This is a genomic window from Pedobacter aquatilis (assembly GCF_032678425.1).
Lineage (GTDB): Bacteria > Bacteroidota > Bacteroidia > Sphingobacteriales > Sphingobacteriaceae > Pedobacter > Pedobacter aquatilis_B.
This window is the reverse complement of record NZ_JAVTSG010000003.1, coordinates 636,212-652,777: the sequence shown is the minus strand read 5'-3', so window position 1 is coordinate 652,777 and position 16,566 is coordinate 636,212. Positions and strand designations below refer to the sequence as shown.

The window sequence follows — 16,566 nt, the reverse complement described above, 5'->3', positions numbered from 1 at the left end:
GCATTCTTTTTTTGGATTGCTTCTGCTACGTGATGTTAACATAATATAACATGCCTTATGCATGGGATAGGGGTGCGATAGGATAGGACGTTAGCACTCCTTAAATTAGACGATTGCTGCTGTCTACAGTTGGAGGATAAAGAATTTCAATTTAGTACTATTACAGTACTCTATCTATACTTGACCCCTACTTGAACTACGCTTCATCTGTACACCTGGATGACGTAGGTTTTTAAATCTACATCAGCAATAATAATGAGTTTGTTAAATCAAGATTTACAGATTAGAAATCTGTAATTATTAATCCTTCGGGATGCGCTTCGCTTAACATCCCGAAGAGCGTGGTGTTCGGTCAATTTTATGCTAGACCCCTAAGAATTTACCAGCTCATTTTAATTCATTCAGGTTTTTGACCATTACGCCAGGCATCTTTTCAAAAAAAACCTGCATGTACTTCCGGTGGTTAGCCCCTGCTATTACAACAACCCTTTTCAGCCCTTTCGCTTTAGAAAGCGCCACCACATTTTTGCACATGCCCTCATTGCGCATTAGCCACCAATGAATTTTTGAAAGCATCTCTTCTTTGGGGAAGCCCTTCATATCATACATTTCAGGAAGGTAAAAATCTCCGGATGCAGAAATCGCGGAAGCTTCAAGCGTATTTAGCCATTCAGTTACTTTATTAGAGGTTTTTTCAATCCGGTCATACTCGGCAAATCCTTTGTTGATTTTTTCCAGTTTTTCTTTGAGTTCTTTGCGGAATGCGGCCGAGGTGTCTTTCCTGAAAGTCGAAAATTTAGCATCAAATGCCGCCCAGGAAGCACCCCAGTTCAAATCATATTCCTGATTGTCCATCGCCAGAAGCTCCCTGATGCCCATTTTCTTCATCATCGGAAAAGCAATCAGCGCATACTCTGAAGTCTCAAGCCTGCGCATGCTCCGTCCTGTAGTGTCCAAACGCGGACTCAGCACAGCATCCACATAGGCCTGGAGTTTCGCATCCGGTTTTGCTTTTAGGGCATCAAAAACCTGCCAGTACTGGTAATGGGCATTGCTGATATCCTGGTTTAAATAAAGCGCATGGGCCAGATCCGTTTTGAGCTGAAAGTTTTGAGGCTGCTGCAGTGTCAGTTTTTTTAAACTGTCGATTTTTTTCATTAGCTGCGCCTCTGCTATATCTCTGTTTTTTCGGAGCACCTGCAATCGCATCTGATTATCCTTTTTGCACCAATAATCCATCAGGTTCTGTTCATCGGTTTTACTCAAAAACTCCCCAAAAAAACCATCCGGTTTAAAGCCTTCAATTTTGCGGTAAATATCAGAAACGTCCTGCTTGGGGTATTTGCTATAGTCATGGGACACCCCAATCAGGAAAACTTCCAGTTTTTGAGCAGAACAGGAGAGGGAGACCAAAAGGAACAAAACAAAAAAATATTTCATGGCTGCATTTCAGGTTAATGGGAGATGATTAGTCCAAATCTTTAGATGAACACAAAATAGAAAATTCTCCATGACTGGCAAAGCATTATTTTAGATGAAACACAGCTGTGCGTGGTACGGCTTTTCTCACTTTTTTGAAAAATTTCTCGTTTCTCCCATTTTCCCGCGGAGGTTAACCAGCCTCGTCCAGACGAGTTAAAGTCTGAAGAAATAGGAAAAGGTAGTAACCCGTGAGCCTGGCAGAATAAGAGCTTAACTTTCATCCACAACAGACCAAAAAATCTATGACGCTGATCCTCCAAAAAAATCCAGCATGTTTGCAAGTGCATCTTCAGCGTGCATTTTCTCCCCATTGTCCAGCGATTCCTGTGCGATCATCGATGCCCTTTTAAGCATATTGGATTCAAAGTGACCAATGCGCTCCAGCATACTCTGGGATGTCTGGTTTGTCAGCGCTTCACTTAATTCAAGCGCATCAAGCATGGCCATATTCACGCCTTCTCCGGCAAAGGGTGGCATCAGATGCGCGGCGTCCCCGATGATGGTCAGGTTCGGTAGAGATGTCCATTGCTGATCGAGCGGCATGCAATAAATGGGCCTTGGAACAAAGGGTGAGGAGGCCTTTTCAATTAATTCCTGCCATAGCGGATCCCAATCGGTATATGCCTTTTTGAACCATTCTAGCGCTGCTGCCCCTTTAGAAAAATCCACATCGGAATTCGCAACCCAACCTTCTTCGGTTTTAAAACTTGAATAAAAACCTATCTCGCTGTTAGCCTTTTGACCCATCAATATATTCTGATTTTTTCCAAAGGCCATAACTTTCCCGCCCTTCAGTATTGCATTGATATTGAGGTCGATACTATCTGGTTTATGAATATTTCCTTCAAGCATCGTGATGCCTGTGTAGAATGGCTTGATGTCTGTTAGATATGGCCTTATTCTGGAATTGGCGCCATCGGCACCTATAACCAGGTCCGCGTAAACGCTTTGTCTGTTCCTGAAGTGCAGTAACCAGCCATTGTCCTGATTTTCCATATTGATGAAATGACTGTCCCAAACGACAGTCTCTTTCTCAAGCGCATTGAGCAGAATCATTCTCAGCACTCCTCTGTCTATTTCTGGCCTGAAATGCGCATCCCCAAAGTTTTTTTTCCTTTTTATCTCATGGTCACTGAACAGAATTTTACCAGTGGGATCTGTAATTGTGGTCTTGTCTGCTCCAGGCATGTAATGTTTCCTAAACTCATCCAGTAGACCGGCTTTACGGAGTGCTGCAAGACCAGACTGTTCGTGCAGGTCAAGCGGTGAGCCTTGAACCCTGGCAAATTTATTCTGATCTCTTTCATATACCTTTACCTCCACACCCTTCAGCTGTAAAAGTTTTGCCAGGGTGAGTCCGCCAGGACCGCCCCCTATGATGGCTATCTTCTTATTTTTTAATAACATATTCTTATATCTAAGCGCAAAATTACTTGCTTGCGGAGGATAAGAATTGTAAAAAACGGTCGTTTTCGTTTTTGTAGAGCTCCTTGGGGGAAACTCCTGAAAGTTTTTTGATTTCTTTGATGAAATGGGATTGGTCGGTGAAGTTGAGCCGGGAGTAAAGCTCGCCACCACTAATGTGCTGTAAGGAGGCCTGAAAACGGATAATCTTACAGTATTGCTTAAGGGAAAGACCAAACTGGGTGCTGAAATATCGGTTAATCTGTCTTGCACTCCAAAAAAGCCTTTCGGAAAGCGCCGCCACCGGAATTTCTCCATTTGTTTCATATACGATGTTAAACAACTGACGTTTGCGCTCATCGACCCTTGCCGGTAACAATTCCAGGATTGTCCTGGTCGCTTTAATCTGGAAATCCTCAAAATTATCCATGTCACTCGCTGAAAAGCCCCAGAAGTCGTCTGGTAAAATCTTTCCGGTATCCACTATATCTGCAATAGGGCAATTGAAAACGTACTCGATGGCCAGGGGATGGAAACTGACTGAAAAAAACTTATAGAAATCTTCCTTCGCATACTTGGGTTTCGTCTCCAGGCCCAGCAGCGTAATGGAGAAATCCCGCGCTCCATTTATTAAAAAGACCAGGTCTACTTTGCCATTCGGAAATATAACGGCCTGTTCCATAGCTTGAAAGTTTTGCAATGCGGAAAAGCAGTAGATAAAGTCGGAGAGGGATTTTTCGGGCTCCAGAAGTTGAAATTCCAGCTTTTTTACCATTCAATTTTTTTTACTCACCAAGATACCGTTTTTTATATAAAGTGAGGGTAGGTGCGATTGGCTTTCGGGCAATGCTGGTGATCATTAGTCGCAGTGAGCCATTAAAAAAGCTTACTTAGTACTATTATAGTACTCTATCTATACTTGATCCCTACTTGAACTACGCTTCATCGATACATTTGGATGGTATATGGAGGTTTTTAAATCTACACGAGCAATTTTTAGGAATAATTAGTAATTGAGTATGTTAATTAAGGTTTACAGATTTGAAATCTGCAATTATGTTTATCTGGATTCGCTTTGCTTAACATCCCGAAAAGCTGATATAATCATTATTAATTTACTTTCTGTATCAATAAGTAAATTCCTTCCAAAACCCACCTCCCAAATAAGTTTTTCTAATCCAATCCAAAAAAAAGGCAGGCTTGCCGAAGCAAACCTGCCATAATTAAGCTAAAACATTACATAATTATGAAAGTAGGTACATAAATACTGTTCGATTGCCTGTTGCCATCTCTGGAGGTATAAAACACATAAGTATGAATTTCCTGACCTGAGAAAGTTGAGGGTAAGGCAATATTTGTACCTGCATCACCGCGTGTTCCGGCATCTGTAAAAATCATAAAAAGTTGCTGTTCAATATAGTAAATCAATACGGTTACCTTATCGTCGGTAAATGCATTTAAAGAATTTACCTGTGGCAACCAGCTCATTTCCAGCGTTGCGGTTCTGTTAGATTGCAAAACAATGCCGGTAGCCGGTTGTAAGGTTCCCTTGCTGATTTGAATTTTTGCTTTATCTACCGAAAAATCCGGATAGTCGCCAATAACTGCATTGTTTAAGGCGTGTTGTATGCCCAGGTTAAAAACCTGTTGCCCTTCCGGTTTTTTGACCTTTAAAGCCCTGGATTAATACATCTTTAATTGGCCCCATGAAGGTGAGCACCGCAGAAAAACGTGCACGTTGTGTTAATTGTTTAAGACTGGCCGGCTTGGTACTAAGTTTAGGCAAACCTTTAATATAGCTGATGTCTTTCCAGCTACTGCCAATAAAACTTCCGGCTTTGCCGGAGAAGCCACCATTGGCTCCATTTCTAATTGTTCCCATTTTTTTATTTTTTAATTTGGTTATTATGCTTCACTAGCCGGCCGGTATAGCGAAGCATGACACAATAGTAAAATGATTTTTTCGATTAAGCATAGCCTCCGTCCAAAATGACCGCATTTGGCGTAAATTGTCCGGATTTGTCGCTTAGAAATGGGGCAATATTGACAGGAATTGAAAGAAAAAATTCATCAATTAGCTGGCAGCTCATCTGTTTGAGATAAGTTAGTATGATGAAGTAATTGGCTTCTGGTGTTCAAGGCTGCGACATTTAGTCAGGATGGACTAGGTCATTTCCCGAAGACTTCCCGAAGCCGTCATAATACTTTCCCGAAGGATAGTCAATACTTTCCCGAAGCGCTCCCGAAGAAAAACATTTAGATGTTTTTCTATAATAAATATTATAAAATCATTAACAGTAAATAATTGAGCATGTCGGAATGCGGAGATTAATCTTTTATTCTCCGCAAATTATGCGGAGAATAATTCATTTTGTGCGGAGAATAGTTTATAATTGATGCTAGGTAAATTTTTAGATGATTTTGATGGCAAATTAACTTCATCGAAATGGGCAAAGATTGCAAAATGTTCGCAGGATACTGCTGCAAGAGATATTCAAGATCTCGTTAATAAAGGCATATTAGTGAAAGATTTAGCAGGAGGGCGGAGTACAAACTATCTACTTGTGGAATAGTTTAAGGAGCATATTGAAGAATTGTACTAAACTTTTATTTTAATTAAATAAAGTAACTGTCCAACAGCATTGATTTCTACATCGATAAGAAATATTAATCATGTGATATTGCTGTAGTGTATTGTATAGCTTAATCGAAATGGTGAATCACATTAAGCATATTGGCTCTTGTTTTTGAAAAATTCTATTGCTGTCATGGAAACAATTTACTGATATTTTGGTTCGTTTGATTAATGTACCTGAAAATATGAAATACCTGAAGATTATTCTTTTTTGTTTTTTTATTGCGACTGCGATTAGTTTGGCGGGGGTATTCCTGTTACAATCTATCGGCTTGATAGGCTCGGCGGATACGGACTTTAAGAATCTTCCTTATGGCATTGCTGTCGGTGTAAATCTTTTTCTCTTTTTAGGGACATTTACCATATTTTTAAACCTCAAAAAAAGCGTTAGGGATAATCCATTATGGAGCTTACTCAGCTTTTTTCTATTACCTGGTCTTTTTATTTTGTTTGCATTATTGGCCATGTGGGATGAACCCTGGCCTGGTGTGCTTTTCTGTGTTCCTTATCTTTTGATGCTAGGCTTCTTTTTTCTTCGCTATCGCAAAGAAGTGGAACAACAAAGCATATAAACCTGTAAATTAATTTATGGAATTTATTGGTTTCTGCATCTTAAATAAAAAATGATGATGAAGCATGTACAACTAATTTTAAACAATCCTTGCGCTGAGCAATGGGAAAATATGCCGAAAGCAGGTGAAGGCAGGTATTGTGATAGGTGCGAAAAAAATATTGTCGATTTGACTTCCAAATCAGATGCCGAACTCATCAGATTTTTTAAAAAGAAAAGAACGGATGTATGCGGGCGCCTATTGTCAAGTCAGCTTAATCGCAAGTTGCAGGCACCTTTAACTCAGAATCGCTGGCATTGGTTGATTCCATTTGCTTTTACTGCAGTTGCCATTACACCATCGCAGGCACAAGAATTAAAAACCGTGCAAATTAATGCCACAGACCACCCGAAAGTTGCAGAAAAAAAGAAGGTGTTGCAGCCAGTAGAGGTGAAACTGATTATCAACCTAAAGGTGGTTGATAGTTTGTCTGGGCAAGCGCTTAAGGGGGTGAGGGTAAGACAAGGTAATTTCACAAATGCGCTGGCTATTTCAGATATTAACGGCAAGATAGAATTAAGCATTTTCAAAGTGGATATGGATGCGCCCTTTATCTTTGACTTTAATGGAAATTTAAAAACGGTGGCAGAGCTGCATGATGGAATGGTTATCAAGCTAAAATCTGAAATCGTTATTATGCTTGGGGGGATATCAACAATACCTACAGACTATAAACCGCTTTACATCATTTATTCAGAGAATAAAAGTTGCGAATTGGAAGCTAGCAAGGCGAGTGTTATCAATCCAGCCTGGATAGAAAAGGTTGATGTTTTCCAGGCTTCAGAAAAAGCGGCAATTTATGGGGCGAAGGCTGCTCACGGGGTTATTATGATTGGGATAAAAAAGGAGTATCGCAATAAGTTTAATTTTTCAGAGAAAAAGTAATCCATTCTTTCAAAACCTGAGCAACAAATGAAGCTTTCAAAACAAGCTTTACGGAGATCTTTTTCGTGAATTTTGCTGTAGTGCCTTGAGATTCCGTTAGAGTTGACAATTAGTTTAGTTAATCGGATTATAAATCCGTTTATATCTGATTTCGAGATGCGCTGCGCTTAACATCTCGAACAGCTTGCTAGTTAATCTATTAATTTACAATTGTCACTTAATCGGATTATAAATCCATATATATCTGATTTCGAGATGCGCTGCGCTTAACATCTCGAACAGCGTGTTTCGGCTAAAGTCCTTGAGATTCCGTTAGAGTTGAACATTAGTTTAGTTAATCGGATTATAAATCCGTTTATATCTAAAGTTCGAGATGCGCTGCGCTTAACATCTTGAACAGCGTGTATCAAAATTTATTAGAAATGAGATACGATGTTTTATTTAAGGATAAATGACTCTTAAATAATCATCAAAACTGATTTTTTATAGCGTCCAGATAGTCTTTTCGGTTGGATTGACTAAAGCTAATGTCTACACAATCGTTGAAAATTACAAAAGCTTTGAGCGCTGCTGTAAATTTTTGAATGGTATTTGGTTTGAGCGGAATTGCTTCGAAGTGTATGTTATGGATGAGGAGTATTTTCCTTTTTCGGTCTGCTTTAGCATCCATTCTGGCGATAAATACATCTCCCTCAAGTATCGGAAGGGAAAAATAACCATACAGCCTTTTTGCAGCCGGAACAAAACATTCTATCTGGTAATCGAAATTGAAGAAATCCTGCAGGCGATGCCGAAACACATTAAGGATATCGAAAGGGGAGAGTATAAAAACCTCTTTTGAAATTTCTACGTCTATATTTTGACTGGCGAGCATATAAAGCGGACCTTTCATATCCTCGACCTGAACCCTTAATACTTCGCCGGATTGCACCATAAGTTCCAGCTCATTTTTAACCAGGTTTCCCTTAACCCTTCTGGAGCGCCATGCCATTTCTTTTACCGAAGAAATGCCTAATGCACCTAATGTTCGCCGGATGATGTAACGTGCAAATGCTGAGGCATCAGGCATTTTGATATTGATGTCGATAGGCACGATGTTCAGGGGGACATCATAACTTTTATGGAATTTTGAGTCGCGACTGATCATTAATTTCCCTTCCATGTAAAGCCTTTCTAATGCAACCTTAGCCGGACGCCAATCCCACCAACCCGTACTGGCTTGCTCGCGGTCATATTCAAAATCACTAACCCTCACTGCACCCTCACGCTCCACCTGATCCATGATTTGCTGCATTAATTGCACTTCTGCCTTGTTCAGCAGTTGAACCTTCTCTTGATAGGCCGCTTTAATTGGCAAAGAATAGCGGAAATCATCCATCGGCCAGAAACCGGCTTCGGAAGTCAGGTATTCGAATATGCTGCCCTCATCAGAAAGTTCTTTTAACCATTGAATTTGATAATCTGGTACTCTCGAAAATATGACATGGTGGTGCGCCCGCTCCACAACATAATTGGTGTCGAGTTGTATAAATCCAAGCTGATCCAGTAAATTCTTTACAGCATCTATTCCATAACCAAACTGTGCGGGCCTAGCCAGGCCGGCCGCATCGATAATTATTTTTCTTGCCTGTGATTTTGTTAGCGAAATGCTTTGCATTCAACTAAAATATGAAAAGAGATTTTATTGTTTTAAATCTTTCGTTCAAATTCAATACTTGATTTTAGAAACTTGTGTTGAAATTATTGTTATGGCATCCCATCAGGTTTTGCCACAATAGGTGTCAAGATAATTTAAGAATAAGGTGTGTTTCACCTATAAAGGCGATTTTTAGGCGCTTAAAGGCGCTGAGCGAAAAGTGGCAAGGTTAGACATTAATAGGTTTGGTTCTACATAATGCGGGTTCTTACTAACTTTCCCTTTACTGATTACGTAGGGATGGGTGAGCAAAATATCGGTAATTGCGGTATCACTGAATTTACTTACATCGTACATACAAATGAGGGAGCAGGAGTGATTTGGCGTAAGCAGGTTTAAACTTGATTCATATTCTAAAAGTTCATCAGTACCTGGCAGATTTTTTAATGCCCAAACCATATCTCCACATGCCCTGACATGTTCAAAACCCGCTCTTTTTGCAGATATCAAGGTTTGTTCCAAAGTATCGTGCATTTTTTTTGCTGTAAAACGTCCACCTTCAATGTAAGTGTTTTCGGAAGCCAGCACTTCTAGCTGACCAGTAGCTAATGTACCAGCAACCGATATTCCATGCTCTTTGAGGCAATTGCAATGTTCCCTATGGCGATCACTTTCCAGGATATTGATTACCTTTTCATTTTTATCCAGGCCCTCTTTGATATAAGGTAAGATAACCTCATATTGCTCTTCCCTGGAATCAAAGAATCCACAAATATGCATTGGTGCTGAAAGGGATTCTCCACATAGGGAAAATTGAGCTGGATTTATCATGCACAAATGTAATTAAAGTGTAGTGTATTATGTTCCCGTACAAATACTTTATTTTATGTACTTAAACACTATAAATAGTATCATTTAATTTTTAGTATTTAAGTAAGTTATATTGCAGGTATATAGATTAACCCTTATTTAATTCCTGCAGTAAAATTTTTTCTGCTTCGTTATCCCCGGGACCGGGAGCATCAAAACTTACGATATTCCCATTTTTATCAATCACTATATATTTGGGAATAGCATTGGCCACGTAGGATCTTGAAATCACTCCATCTGCATCGCGAAGCTGAAGCCAGCTCGGATTTTCTTCCTTGAGCGCCTGGCGCCATTCCCGTTCTCCGTCTGACACAGCAATGCCTAAAAACGCCAAAGATTCATTTGACTTATATTTTTCGTGCAGCTTTTTATAGTCTGGCATTGCTTCACGACAGGGTGCACACCAGCTTGCCCAAAGGTCGATGTAGACCACTTTTCCTCTGAAATCTGTAAGACGATAGGTTTTCCCGTCTGCACTCAGCAAAGTAAAATCTGGTGCAGGTTTACCAATCTGAACCTGCATAAGCTGTTTTTCTTTTTCTGCGTATACTTCTGCAAGTTCAGCACTATAGTTCTTGTTTGAAAAGGCTTCGATATAAGGTATGAGTCTTTTATTTGCACCGTTTAATGCATCAATGGATTTACTGCCATTTATACTTGAAATGACAACCCTCGAAAGATAATAATCTCTTGCTTTACCACTCAAAGCCGACTTTATACTCTTTAAATTATAGCCATCCTGTTTAGCAATTGTAGAATCAAGTACTTTATCTAATTGTCTGGTATAAGCCACATAATTTCCTATCAACCATGTTTTATAATCTTCTGCATTCATGTAATTATCATTAGAAAAACCATTTTTAAAAGCTTCAGGTATATTTTCCTGAACTAAAGCAATCATTTTCTGATGATCATATTTATTCATTGCGATGTGTTCCATGAGGTTATACATCGCGATACTTTCAGTGTCAACCTTAATCATACGGCCGAAGGTTTCGAAGTATTTATCCTGCTCGCTATTTTTTGCAAATACAATCTGATGAATAGAATCCTGAAGTTTTCTTTCGCGGGCAATGTATTTCAGCAAATCGTCTAGTTTCATTTCATACCAATCCTGTCCCCTTTGTCGGCTGGCATAAGCCGAATCCAACTTGGTTCGGTAAGCATTCACTCCGGCGCCTTTGCCCATTATTTTTTTACTTTGGAAAAGTGTTTTATAATCCCTGGCATCACCAGTAATGGTTAAATTGTATCCTGGAGCAACATAAATCTGGTTGATTTGTGTACGGTTATTCTGTATGCTGGTTCGTTGTGGGCGTTTGATTTTATAAGTTTTCAAATAGAAAGAACCATCTTCTTTGAGGTGGATGGTATCCATGTTAATTTTATCGTTTTCATCATAAAAGAAAATCTTAAGCAACTTTTCAGGCGAACCGGTCAGTTTTCCCTGAATAATTAGTGGTTCATTTTTAGCATCATGAGCAAACACGCTAACACAAAAGAAAAACAGCAGGAGGGAATAGATGAATTTTTTCATAACAGGGTTGATGTAATTATTTGAAGATAATGAATAGGTTTGTAAAACACAACTAATTAACTAGTTATCTGAGTGGATTATAATAGTCGCTATTTATCTATAGTTTTTTTTAATCCATGATATCGCTTTATCTATGGTTGATGTCGATTTTAAAAAAGCAGTATTATGTCCCAATTCAGGATAGATAAAATATTCGTATGGTTTTCCTTGCGCTTGAAGCATTTTTAGATTATTTACGCATAAAGCAACCGGAATCTGAATGTCTTGCGCTCCAAAAATCCATAAGCCTTTAATGTTTAGCTTGGCTAATGTCTTCATCGGGTCTGTAGTGGTGAATTGGTACCTGTCTGCATCATTATGAATGTGTTCCAAAGCGTCTGCTTCGTTATGGCTTTCCCAAAACTTAACATCACCATTGGTGTAAAACTGGAAGCGCAATTGCTCAAGGGTAGTCACCACCGGACCGCTATATATGACCATAAATTTTACCAAGTTTGTTTTAGCAGCAGCCATTGGGATAATCCACCCGGCTTGACTAACACCCATTAAACCCAATGGGAGCTTTCCGTTAGGCAACTGTTGGGCTAAAGTTTTGCAAGCTGTAGCCGCATCATCAGATAAAAGCTCCAGATTGGCTGAATCGATGTTATTGGTACCGACTTCGGGTCCAGCGTATTTTCCGCCTGATTCGCCCACACCCCGCTTATCATAAGTAAATACGGCAATGTCTTGGTTGGCCAAATCAATAGCAAATTTCGTCATTCTTTTTTCCTGTCCCGAGCCATGTATCAGCACTAACGCTGCCTTTGGTTTTTTAGGTAGAAAGAGTGAACCCGAAAGGGTTATGCCTGCATTTTCGAACTTAATATTCTGAATGGTATAACTTTTTTGCTGTGCCGTTGCAGACTTGCTGAGTTGGAATAATAAGCCTAGAATTGTGAGCGTAATCAATATCAATTTTTTCATATATAATATTTTTAAACTAAGATATTGTGCTAGAAAATGCAGATGAGGAAAATGTGATGGAAGCGCGGTAAAATGGGGTGGATTGTTGAATTAGTGAAGGATTGAATGAGTGATTGTTAGATTGTTGAAGTGCTGAATTGTTAGATAGCTGAATTGTTAAGGTGTTGAATTGTTAGATTGCTGGATTGTTTAATTGCTTATTGCAAATTGATACTTGTTTAATTGAAAATTGTTTATTGCAAATTGATACTTGTTTAATTGATAATTGTTTATTGAAAAATTGATAATTGTTTAATTGAGTATTCCTAATTCATGAGCCTTGTGCGCAAGTAAATTGAGCCGCTGAGAACATGTGCTGAATTTAAAAAGCATCATATTTGTGTTGTTAATTTAATAGAATCAAAATGGAAAATATACAGAAAATACAATTGGGCAAAAATGGTCCGTTGGTTTCAAAATTAGGTTTGGGTTGCATGCGTATGTCGTCGGTTTGGGGTAGCCCCGTACGTGATGAGGCAGAAAGCATTGCAACGATTAATGCTGCTTTGGATAATGGCATTAATTTTTTAAATACAGGAGATTTTTACGCGGCCGGGCATAATGAATTATTGGTTGGAAAGGCGATAAAAAGTAGAAGAGCTGATGCTTTTATCAGCGTAAAGTTTGGGGCGATTTTCGATAGCCATTCCAGATTGATAGGTCTTGATTTACGTCCGATTGCCATTAAAAACTTTATTAATTATTCTTTGGTGCGTCTGGGTGTAGATGTGATTGATTTGTATCAGCCTTGTCGTATAGACAATAGCGTGCCGATTGAAGACATTGTTGGAACAATTTCTGAGCTTATTGGAGAGGGAAAAGTAAGATACTTAGGTGTTTCGGAAATTACGAGCGAACAGTTGTGTAAGGCAAATGAAGTTTATCCCGTTTCGGCACTGGAAATTGGTTATTCACTTGCCGACAGACAAATTGAGCAAGAACTTTTGCCTACGGCTGCGGCACTTGGGATTGGTGTGGTAGCTTTCGCCAATACTGCCGAAGGTTTGCTAACGGGTTCGATGAAAGCACCGCTTGAAGCTGGTAATCACTTATCTCATTTTACAAGATTTCAAGGTGAAAATTTAATTAAGAACCTTGAAACCGTTGAAATTTTAAAAAAACTGGCTGATGAAAGGAGTGTAACACCTACTCAAATGGCTATTGCCTGGGTAAATACGCAAGGTGAGCACATCATGCCATTGGTGAGTATGAGCAGTCGCTCAAGATTACCTGAAAATATTGCAGCTATGCATTTAACGCTTAGTGATAATGAATTGGCGATGCTTAATACTGCTTTTGCACCTGGTGCTATATTGGGCGGTACTTATTTGCAACGTTAAGTGTTCTAGGGCTGGATTGTCATGTTGGGTTTCGAGAACGTAATATTTTAAAGCGTTTCTACATGCTCAACGTGACAATCTTCTTGAGAATTGAAAATATTCCAGGCAAAAATTACCTTAACAAAACCTTTTCCTTTTATATTTAATTATGATTAATCCAACGGAAATTCTGCCCGATTTTATTTTCTATTCTTATTACTCTGAGCAAAGGAAAGAGAAGGTGGCCTTTATGGAGCATAATACCTTAGTATTGCAGGTATCGGGTCAATTTACCATTGAAACCACCAGCGAAAAGGTATCTATGGAAAAGGAAGAAATGTTGTTGGTGCGGAAAAACCAGCTGGCTACCTTAACTAAAAGTCCTTTGAACGACAGTGGCTACCAAACCATTATTATCCGTTTGCAAAATGATTTATTAAGGCAAATTGCTTTGGAAGAAAAAATAGTGGTTGACAGAAAATATATTGGTAAGAATAACATCCACATACCTGCTAACGAATTTTTGAGGGGCTTTTTTCAATCGATAAAGCCATACATCAGTCGACCGGATGAGCCGGTTACCAAATCAGTTGGATTATTAAAGGTTAAGGAGGCGGTACAATTGTTACTGCATATTAAACCGGAGCTACGCAATTTCCTTTTTGATTTTTCTGAGCCTCATAAAATGGATTTGGAGAAATTTATGCTGAATAATTTTCAATTTAATATCCCGATAGAGAAATTTGCCCGCCTAACGGGAAGAAGTTTAGCGAGTTTTAAAAGGGATTTTCAAAAGATTTTTAGCATGGCACCGAGGCAGTGGTTACAGGATAAACGCCTGCTTGAAGCCCGACACCTCATCGAACATAAACAAAGTAAACCATCTGCGATTTATTTAGACTTAGGTTTTGAAAGTCTTTCGCACTTTTCCAGTTCGTTTAAGAAGAAGTTTGGTAAAGCACCGACGGGGGTGAGGGGGGATGGATGAGGGGTGATGGATGAATGAAAATTGTTTAATTGCTAAATTGCTAAATTGTTTATTGGAAATTGTTGAATTGCTAAATTGATAATTGTTTTATTGTTGAATTGCTAAATTGTTTTTTGATTATTGGTAATTGGTAATTGATAATTGAGACTTGGAAATTCTTTAATTCAAACCTCTGTACTCATTTGGTGTAGTGCCCGTACGCTGTTTAAACAAGCGGTTGAAATGTTGCGGATATTTGAAACCTAAATCATAGGCTATCTGGCTGATGGATTTATCTGCATCAAAAACTTTGTCTTTAGCTACATCGATAATTTTATTCTGTATGTATTCCTGTGCGGTTTTACCCGTTTCCTTTTTAATTAAATCGCCAAAATAGTTTGGAGATAAATGTAATTGTTCTGCACACCAGGCTACATTTGGCAAACCAATTGTATAGGGCTTTTCAGATTCGAAATAGCTATTCAGGAGTTCCTCAAATTTTTCGAGTATGCCGCTATTTACATTTTCCCGGGTGATGAATTGCCTGTCGTAGTAACGTTCACAATAGTTTAATAGCAATTCAATATGGGCTGCAATCAGTTTTTTGCTGTGTTTATCTACACCATGTTGTAACTCTAAAGCGATTTTATTGAGCATATCCTGCACCATCTGGCGTTCTGCTGCCGATAAGTGTAAAGCCTCATTGGTTTTGTAGCTGAAGAAATTATAACTGGCAATGGTTTTCGCTAATGCCGTTCCTTTAATTAAATCTGCGTGAAAGGCCAGCACTAATCCTTTAGGTTGGTAAAAATCAACTTTGTTTTCTACTTCCATTACCTGTCCCGGCGAAACAAAAACCAATGTACCTTCCTGATAATCGTAATTAGCCTTTCCGTATTTCAAATCGCCACACACCACATCTTTTAAGAAAACACAGTAAATACCAAAATTCATTTTAGAACCCTTTCTTTCCTGTGCTTTATTTAAATCGAGTACACTTACCAGGGGATGCAGGGTTTGGTGGTTGTTGAATTTGTTGTAATCATCAACCGTGTCGAAGTTAACTAAGGTGCTCATGGTGTTGTTTTTATGGTTTAAAGTTACGCTTTGAAATCGGCTAAGTTTCAAACCTAAAGTAATATCTGTAATAATGGTTAGTAAAACCGTAATTCATATCCAATTGTTGGAATTGAATTAACAGATATTTGTATAATAAATCAATTAAAGATGAAAACAAGAACATTAGGTAAAGGCGGATTAGAAGTTTCAGAACTGGGTTTGGGTTGTATGGGTTTAACTTTTGGTTATGGTCCGGCGACAGCAGAAAGTGATGCGATTGCCCTAATCAGACAAGCATATGATTTAGGCATAACATTTTTTGATACCGCTGAGGCATATAGTCAGGGTGGGAATGAAATTATATTGGGAAAGGCGGTTAAATCCTTCAGAGATAAGGTTGTGTTGGCGACCAAATTTGGTTTTAAGGATGGTGATGCAACAAAAGGATTGGATAGTCATCCGAAACGCATACGTGCTGTTGCAGAAAATTCTTTAAAGTATTTGCAAACAGATTACATCGATTTGTTTTACCAGCACCGTGTTGACCCTAATGTGCCGATTGAAGAGGTTGCAGGTACGATACAGGATTTGATGAATGAAGGGAAGGTTAAGCATTGGGGCTTATCAGAAGCTAGTGTGGATAGTATTCGTAAAGCACATGCGGTTGAGCCTGTTGCGGCTTTGCAAAGTGAATATTCGATGTTTTTTAGAGAACCCGAACAACAGATAATTCCTGTTTTGGAGGAGTTGGGTATTGGGTTTGTGCCGTTTAGTCCGCTAGGTAAGGGCTTTCTAACCGGTGCTATTGATGAAAATACCAAATTTGATGCAAGTGATTTTAGAAACCAGGTTCCAAAATTTTCAGAAGAGAACCGAAAGGCAAATCAGGCTTTAGTGTTACTCGTTAAGGAATTGGCGAAACAATATGATGCGACAGCAGCGCAAATTGCTTTAGCCTGGTTATTGGCTCAAAAACCATTTATTGCCCCGATTCCGGGTACAACAAAAATCCATCGTTTAAAAGAAAATGTAGGTGGTGTATCGGTTCAATTATCAACAGCAGATTTAAAAAATATTGCTTCGGCTTTAAATGATATTGAAATTGTTGGCGCCAGGTATCCTCAACATTTACAAGATAGAGTAGGCAAATAGAACC

General features: G+C 39.0%; 16 protein-coding genes. 6 read left to right on the top strand and 10 right to left on the bottom strand.

What is annotated here, in order from left to right; translation table 11 throughout:
- Nucleotides 1-387: 387 nt before the first annotated feature.
- The 5 genes from R2Q16_RS12820 to R2Q16_RS12800 form a co-directional block, all read right to left on the bottom strand.
- The gene (locus tag R2Q16_RS12820) at nt 388-1,440 is read right to left on the bottom strand and encodes a DUF5694 domain-containing protein (RefSeq protein WP_316737538.1); all 1,053 of its coding nucleotides are present in this window, start codon (nt 1,438-1,440) and stop codon (nt 388-390) included.
- A gap of 282 nt (nt 1,441-1,722) precedes the next feature.
- Nucleotides 1,723-2,889, bottom strand: coding sequence for an NAD(P)/FAD-dependent oxidoreductase (locus R2Q16_RS12815; protein ID WP_316737537.1), 1,167 nt, complete (start codon nt 2,887-2,889; stop codon nt 1,723-1,725).
- A 22-nt stretch (nt 2,890-2,911) separates the two neighbouring features.
- Nucleotides 2,912-3,661, bottom strand: a complete 750-nt coding sequence (locus tag R2Q16_RS12810; RefSeq protein WP_316737536.1) for an AraC family transcriptional regulator — start codon at nt 3,659-3,661, stop codon at nt 2,912-2,914.
- A gap of 461 nt (nt 3,662-4,122) precedes the next feature.
- A complete protein-coding gene (locus R2Q16_RS12805; RefSeq protein WP_316737672.1) occupies nt 4,123-4,488 on the bottom strand; it encodes a DUF6266 family protein in 366 nt (121 codons plus the stop codon).
- Nucleotides 4,489-4,522: 34 nt separating this feature from the next.
- Nucleotides 4,523-4,768 carry a DUF6266 family protein gene (locus R2Q16_RS12800; RefSeq protein WP_316737535.1) on the bottom strand — a complete coding sequence of 82 codons (246 nt, stop codon included), beginning with the start codon at nt 4,766-4,768 and terminating at the stop codon, nt 4,523-4,525.
- Between the two features lie 511 nt (nt 4,769-5,279).
- On the opposite strand from R2Q16_RS12800, the gene R2Q16_RS12795 reads away from it, so the two are divergent.
- The 3 genes from R2Q16_RS12795 to R2Q16_RS12785 all read left to right on the top strand — a co-directional run bounded on the left by R2Q16_RS12795 (nt 5,280) and on the right by R2Q16_RS12785 (nt 7,017).
- Nucleotides 5,280-5,459 carry a hypothetical protein gene (locus tag R2Q16_RS12795; RefSeq protein WP_316737534.1) on the top strand — a complete coding sequence of 60 codons (180 nt, stop codon included), beginning with the start codon at nt 5,280-5,282 and terminating at the stop codon, nt 5,457-5,459.
- 247 nt (nt 5,460-5,706) lie between these two features.
- Nucleotides 5,707-6,093, top strand: a complete 387-nt coding sequence (locus R2Q16_RS12790) for a hypothetical protein (protein WP_316737533.1) — start codon at nt 5,707-5,709, stop codon at nt 6,091-6,093.
- A 51-nt stretch (nt 6,094-6,144) separates the two neighbouring features.
- Entirely contained in the window at nt 6,145-7,017 is an 873-nt protein-coding gene (locus R2Q16_RS12785) for a hypothetical protein (protein ID WP_316737532.1), read from the top strand.
- 469 nt (nt 7,018-7,486) lie between these two features.
- On the opposite strand, the gene R2Q16_RS12780 is transcribed toward R2Q16_RS12785, so the two are convergent.
- From R2Q16_RS12780 to R2Q16_RS12765, 4 genes are all read right to left on the bottom strand, one after another.
- Nucleotides 7,487-8,674 (bottom strand): winged helix-turn-helix domain-containing protein, encoded by a 1,188-nt coding sequence (locus tag R2Q16_RS12780; protein WP_316737530.1) that lies wholly within the window; start codon nt 8,672-8,674, stop codon nt 7,487-7,489.
- 171 nt (nt 8,675-8,845) lie between these two features.
- Nucleotides 8,846-9,484, bottom strand: coding sequence for an MEDS domain-containing protein (locus R2Q16_RS12775; RefSeq protein ID WP_316737529.1), 639 nt, complete (start codon nt 9,482-9,484; stop codon nt 8,846-8,848).
- 127 nt (nt 9,485-9,611) lie between these two features.
- A complete protein-coding gene (locus R2Q16_RS12770; protein WP_316737528.1) occupies nt 9,612-11,060 on the bottom strand; it encodes a TlpA disulfide reductase family protein in 1,449 nt (482 codons plus the stop codon).
- A gap of 93 nt (nt 11,061-11,153) precedes the next feature.
- On the bottom strand, nt 11,154-12,026 hold the full coding sequence (locus R2Q16_RS12765) for an alpha/beta hydrolase family protein (RefSeq protein WP_316737526.1): 873 nt from the start codon (nt 12,024-12,026) through the stop codon (nt 11,154-11,156).
- Nucleotides 12,027-12,430: 404 nt separating this feature from the next.
- Between R2Q16_RS12765 and R2Q16_RS12760 the strand changes: the two genes are divergently transcribed.
- Together R2Q16_RS12760 and R2Q16_RS12755 are read left to right on the top strand one after the other, a co-directional pair.
- Nucleotides 12,431-13,405: an aldo/keto reductase gene (locus R2Q16_RS12760; protein WP_316737524.1), complete on the top strand. Its 975-nt coding sequence runs from the start codon at nt 12,431-12,433 to the stop codon at nt 13,403-13,405.
- Nucleotides 13,406-13,553: 148 nt separating this feature from the next.
- The gene (locus R2Q16_RS12755; RefSeq protein ID WP_316737522.1) at nt 13,554-14,372 is read left to right on the top strand and encodes an AraC family transcriptional regulator; all 819 of its coding nucleotides are present in this window, start codon (nt 13,554-13,556) and stop codon (nt 14,370-14,372) included.
- 159 nt (nt 14,373-14,531) lie between these two features.
- Here the strand turns inward: R2Q16_RS12755 and R2Q16_RS12750 are convergent, their stop codons facing one another.
- Nucleotides 14,532-15,428: a helix-turn-helix domain-containing protein gene (locus R2Q16_RS12750; protein WP_316737521.1), complete on the bottom strand. Its 897-nt coding sequence runs from the start codon at nt 15,426-15,428 to the stop codon at nt 14,532-14,534.
- Between the two features lie 150 nt (nt 15,429-15,578).
- Between R2Q16_RS12750 and R2Q16_RS12745 the strand changes: the two genes are divergently transcribed.
- Nucleotides 15,579-16,562, top strand: coding sequence for an aldo/keto reductase (locus R2Q16_RS12745; RefSeq protein ID WP_316737519.1), 984 nt, complete (start codon nt 15,579-15,581; stop codon nt 16,560-16,562).
- Nucleotides 16,563-16,566 lie beyond the last annotated feature (4 nt).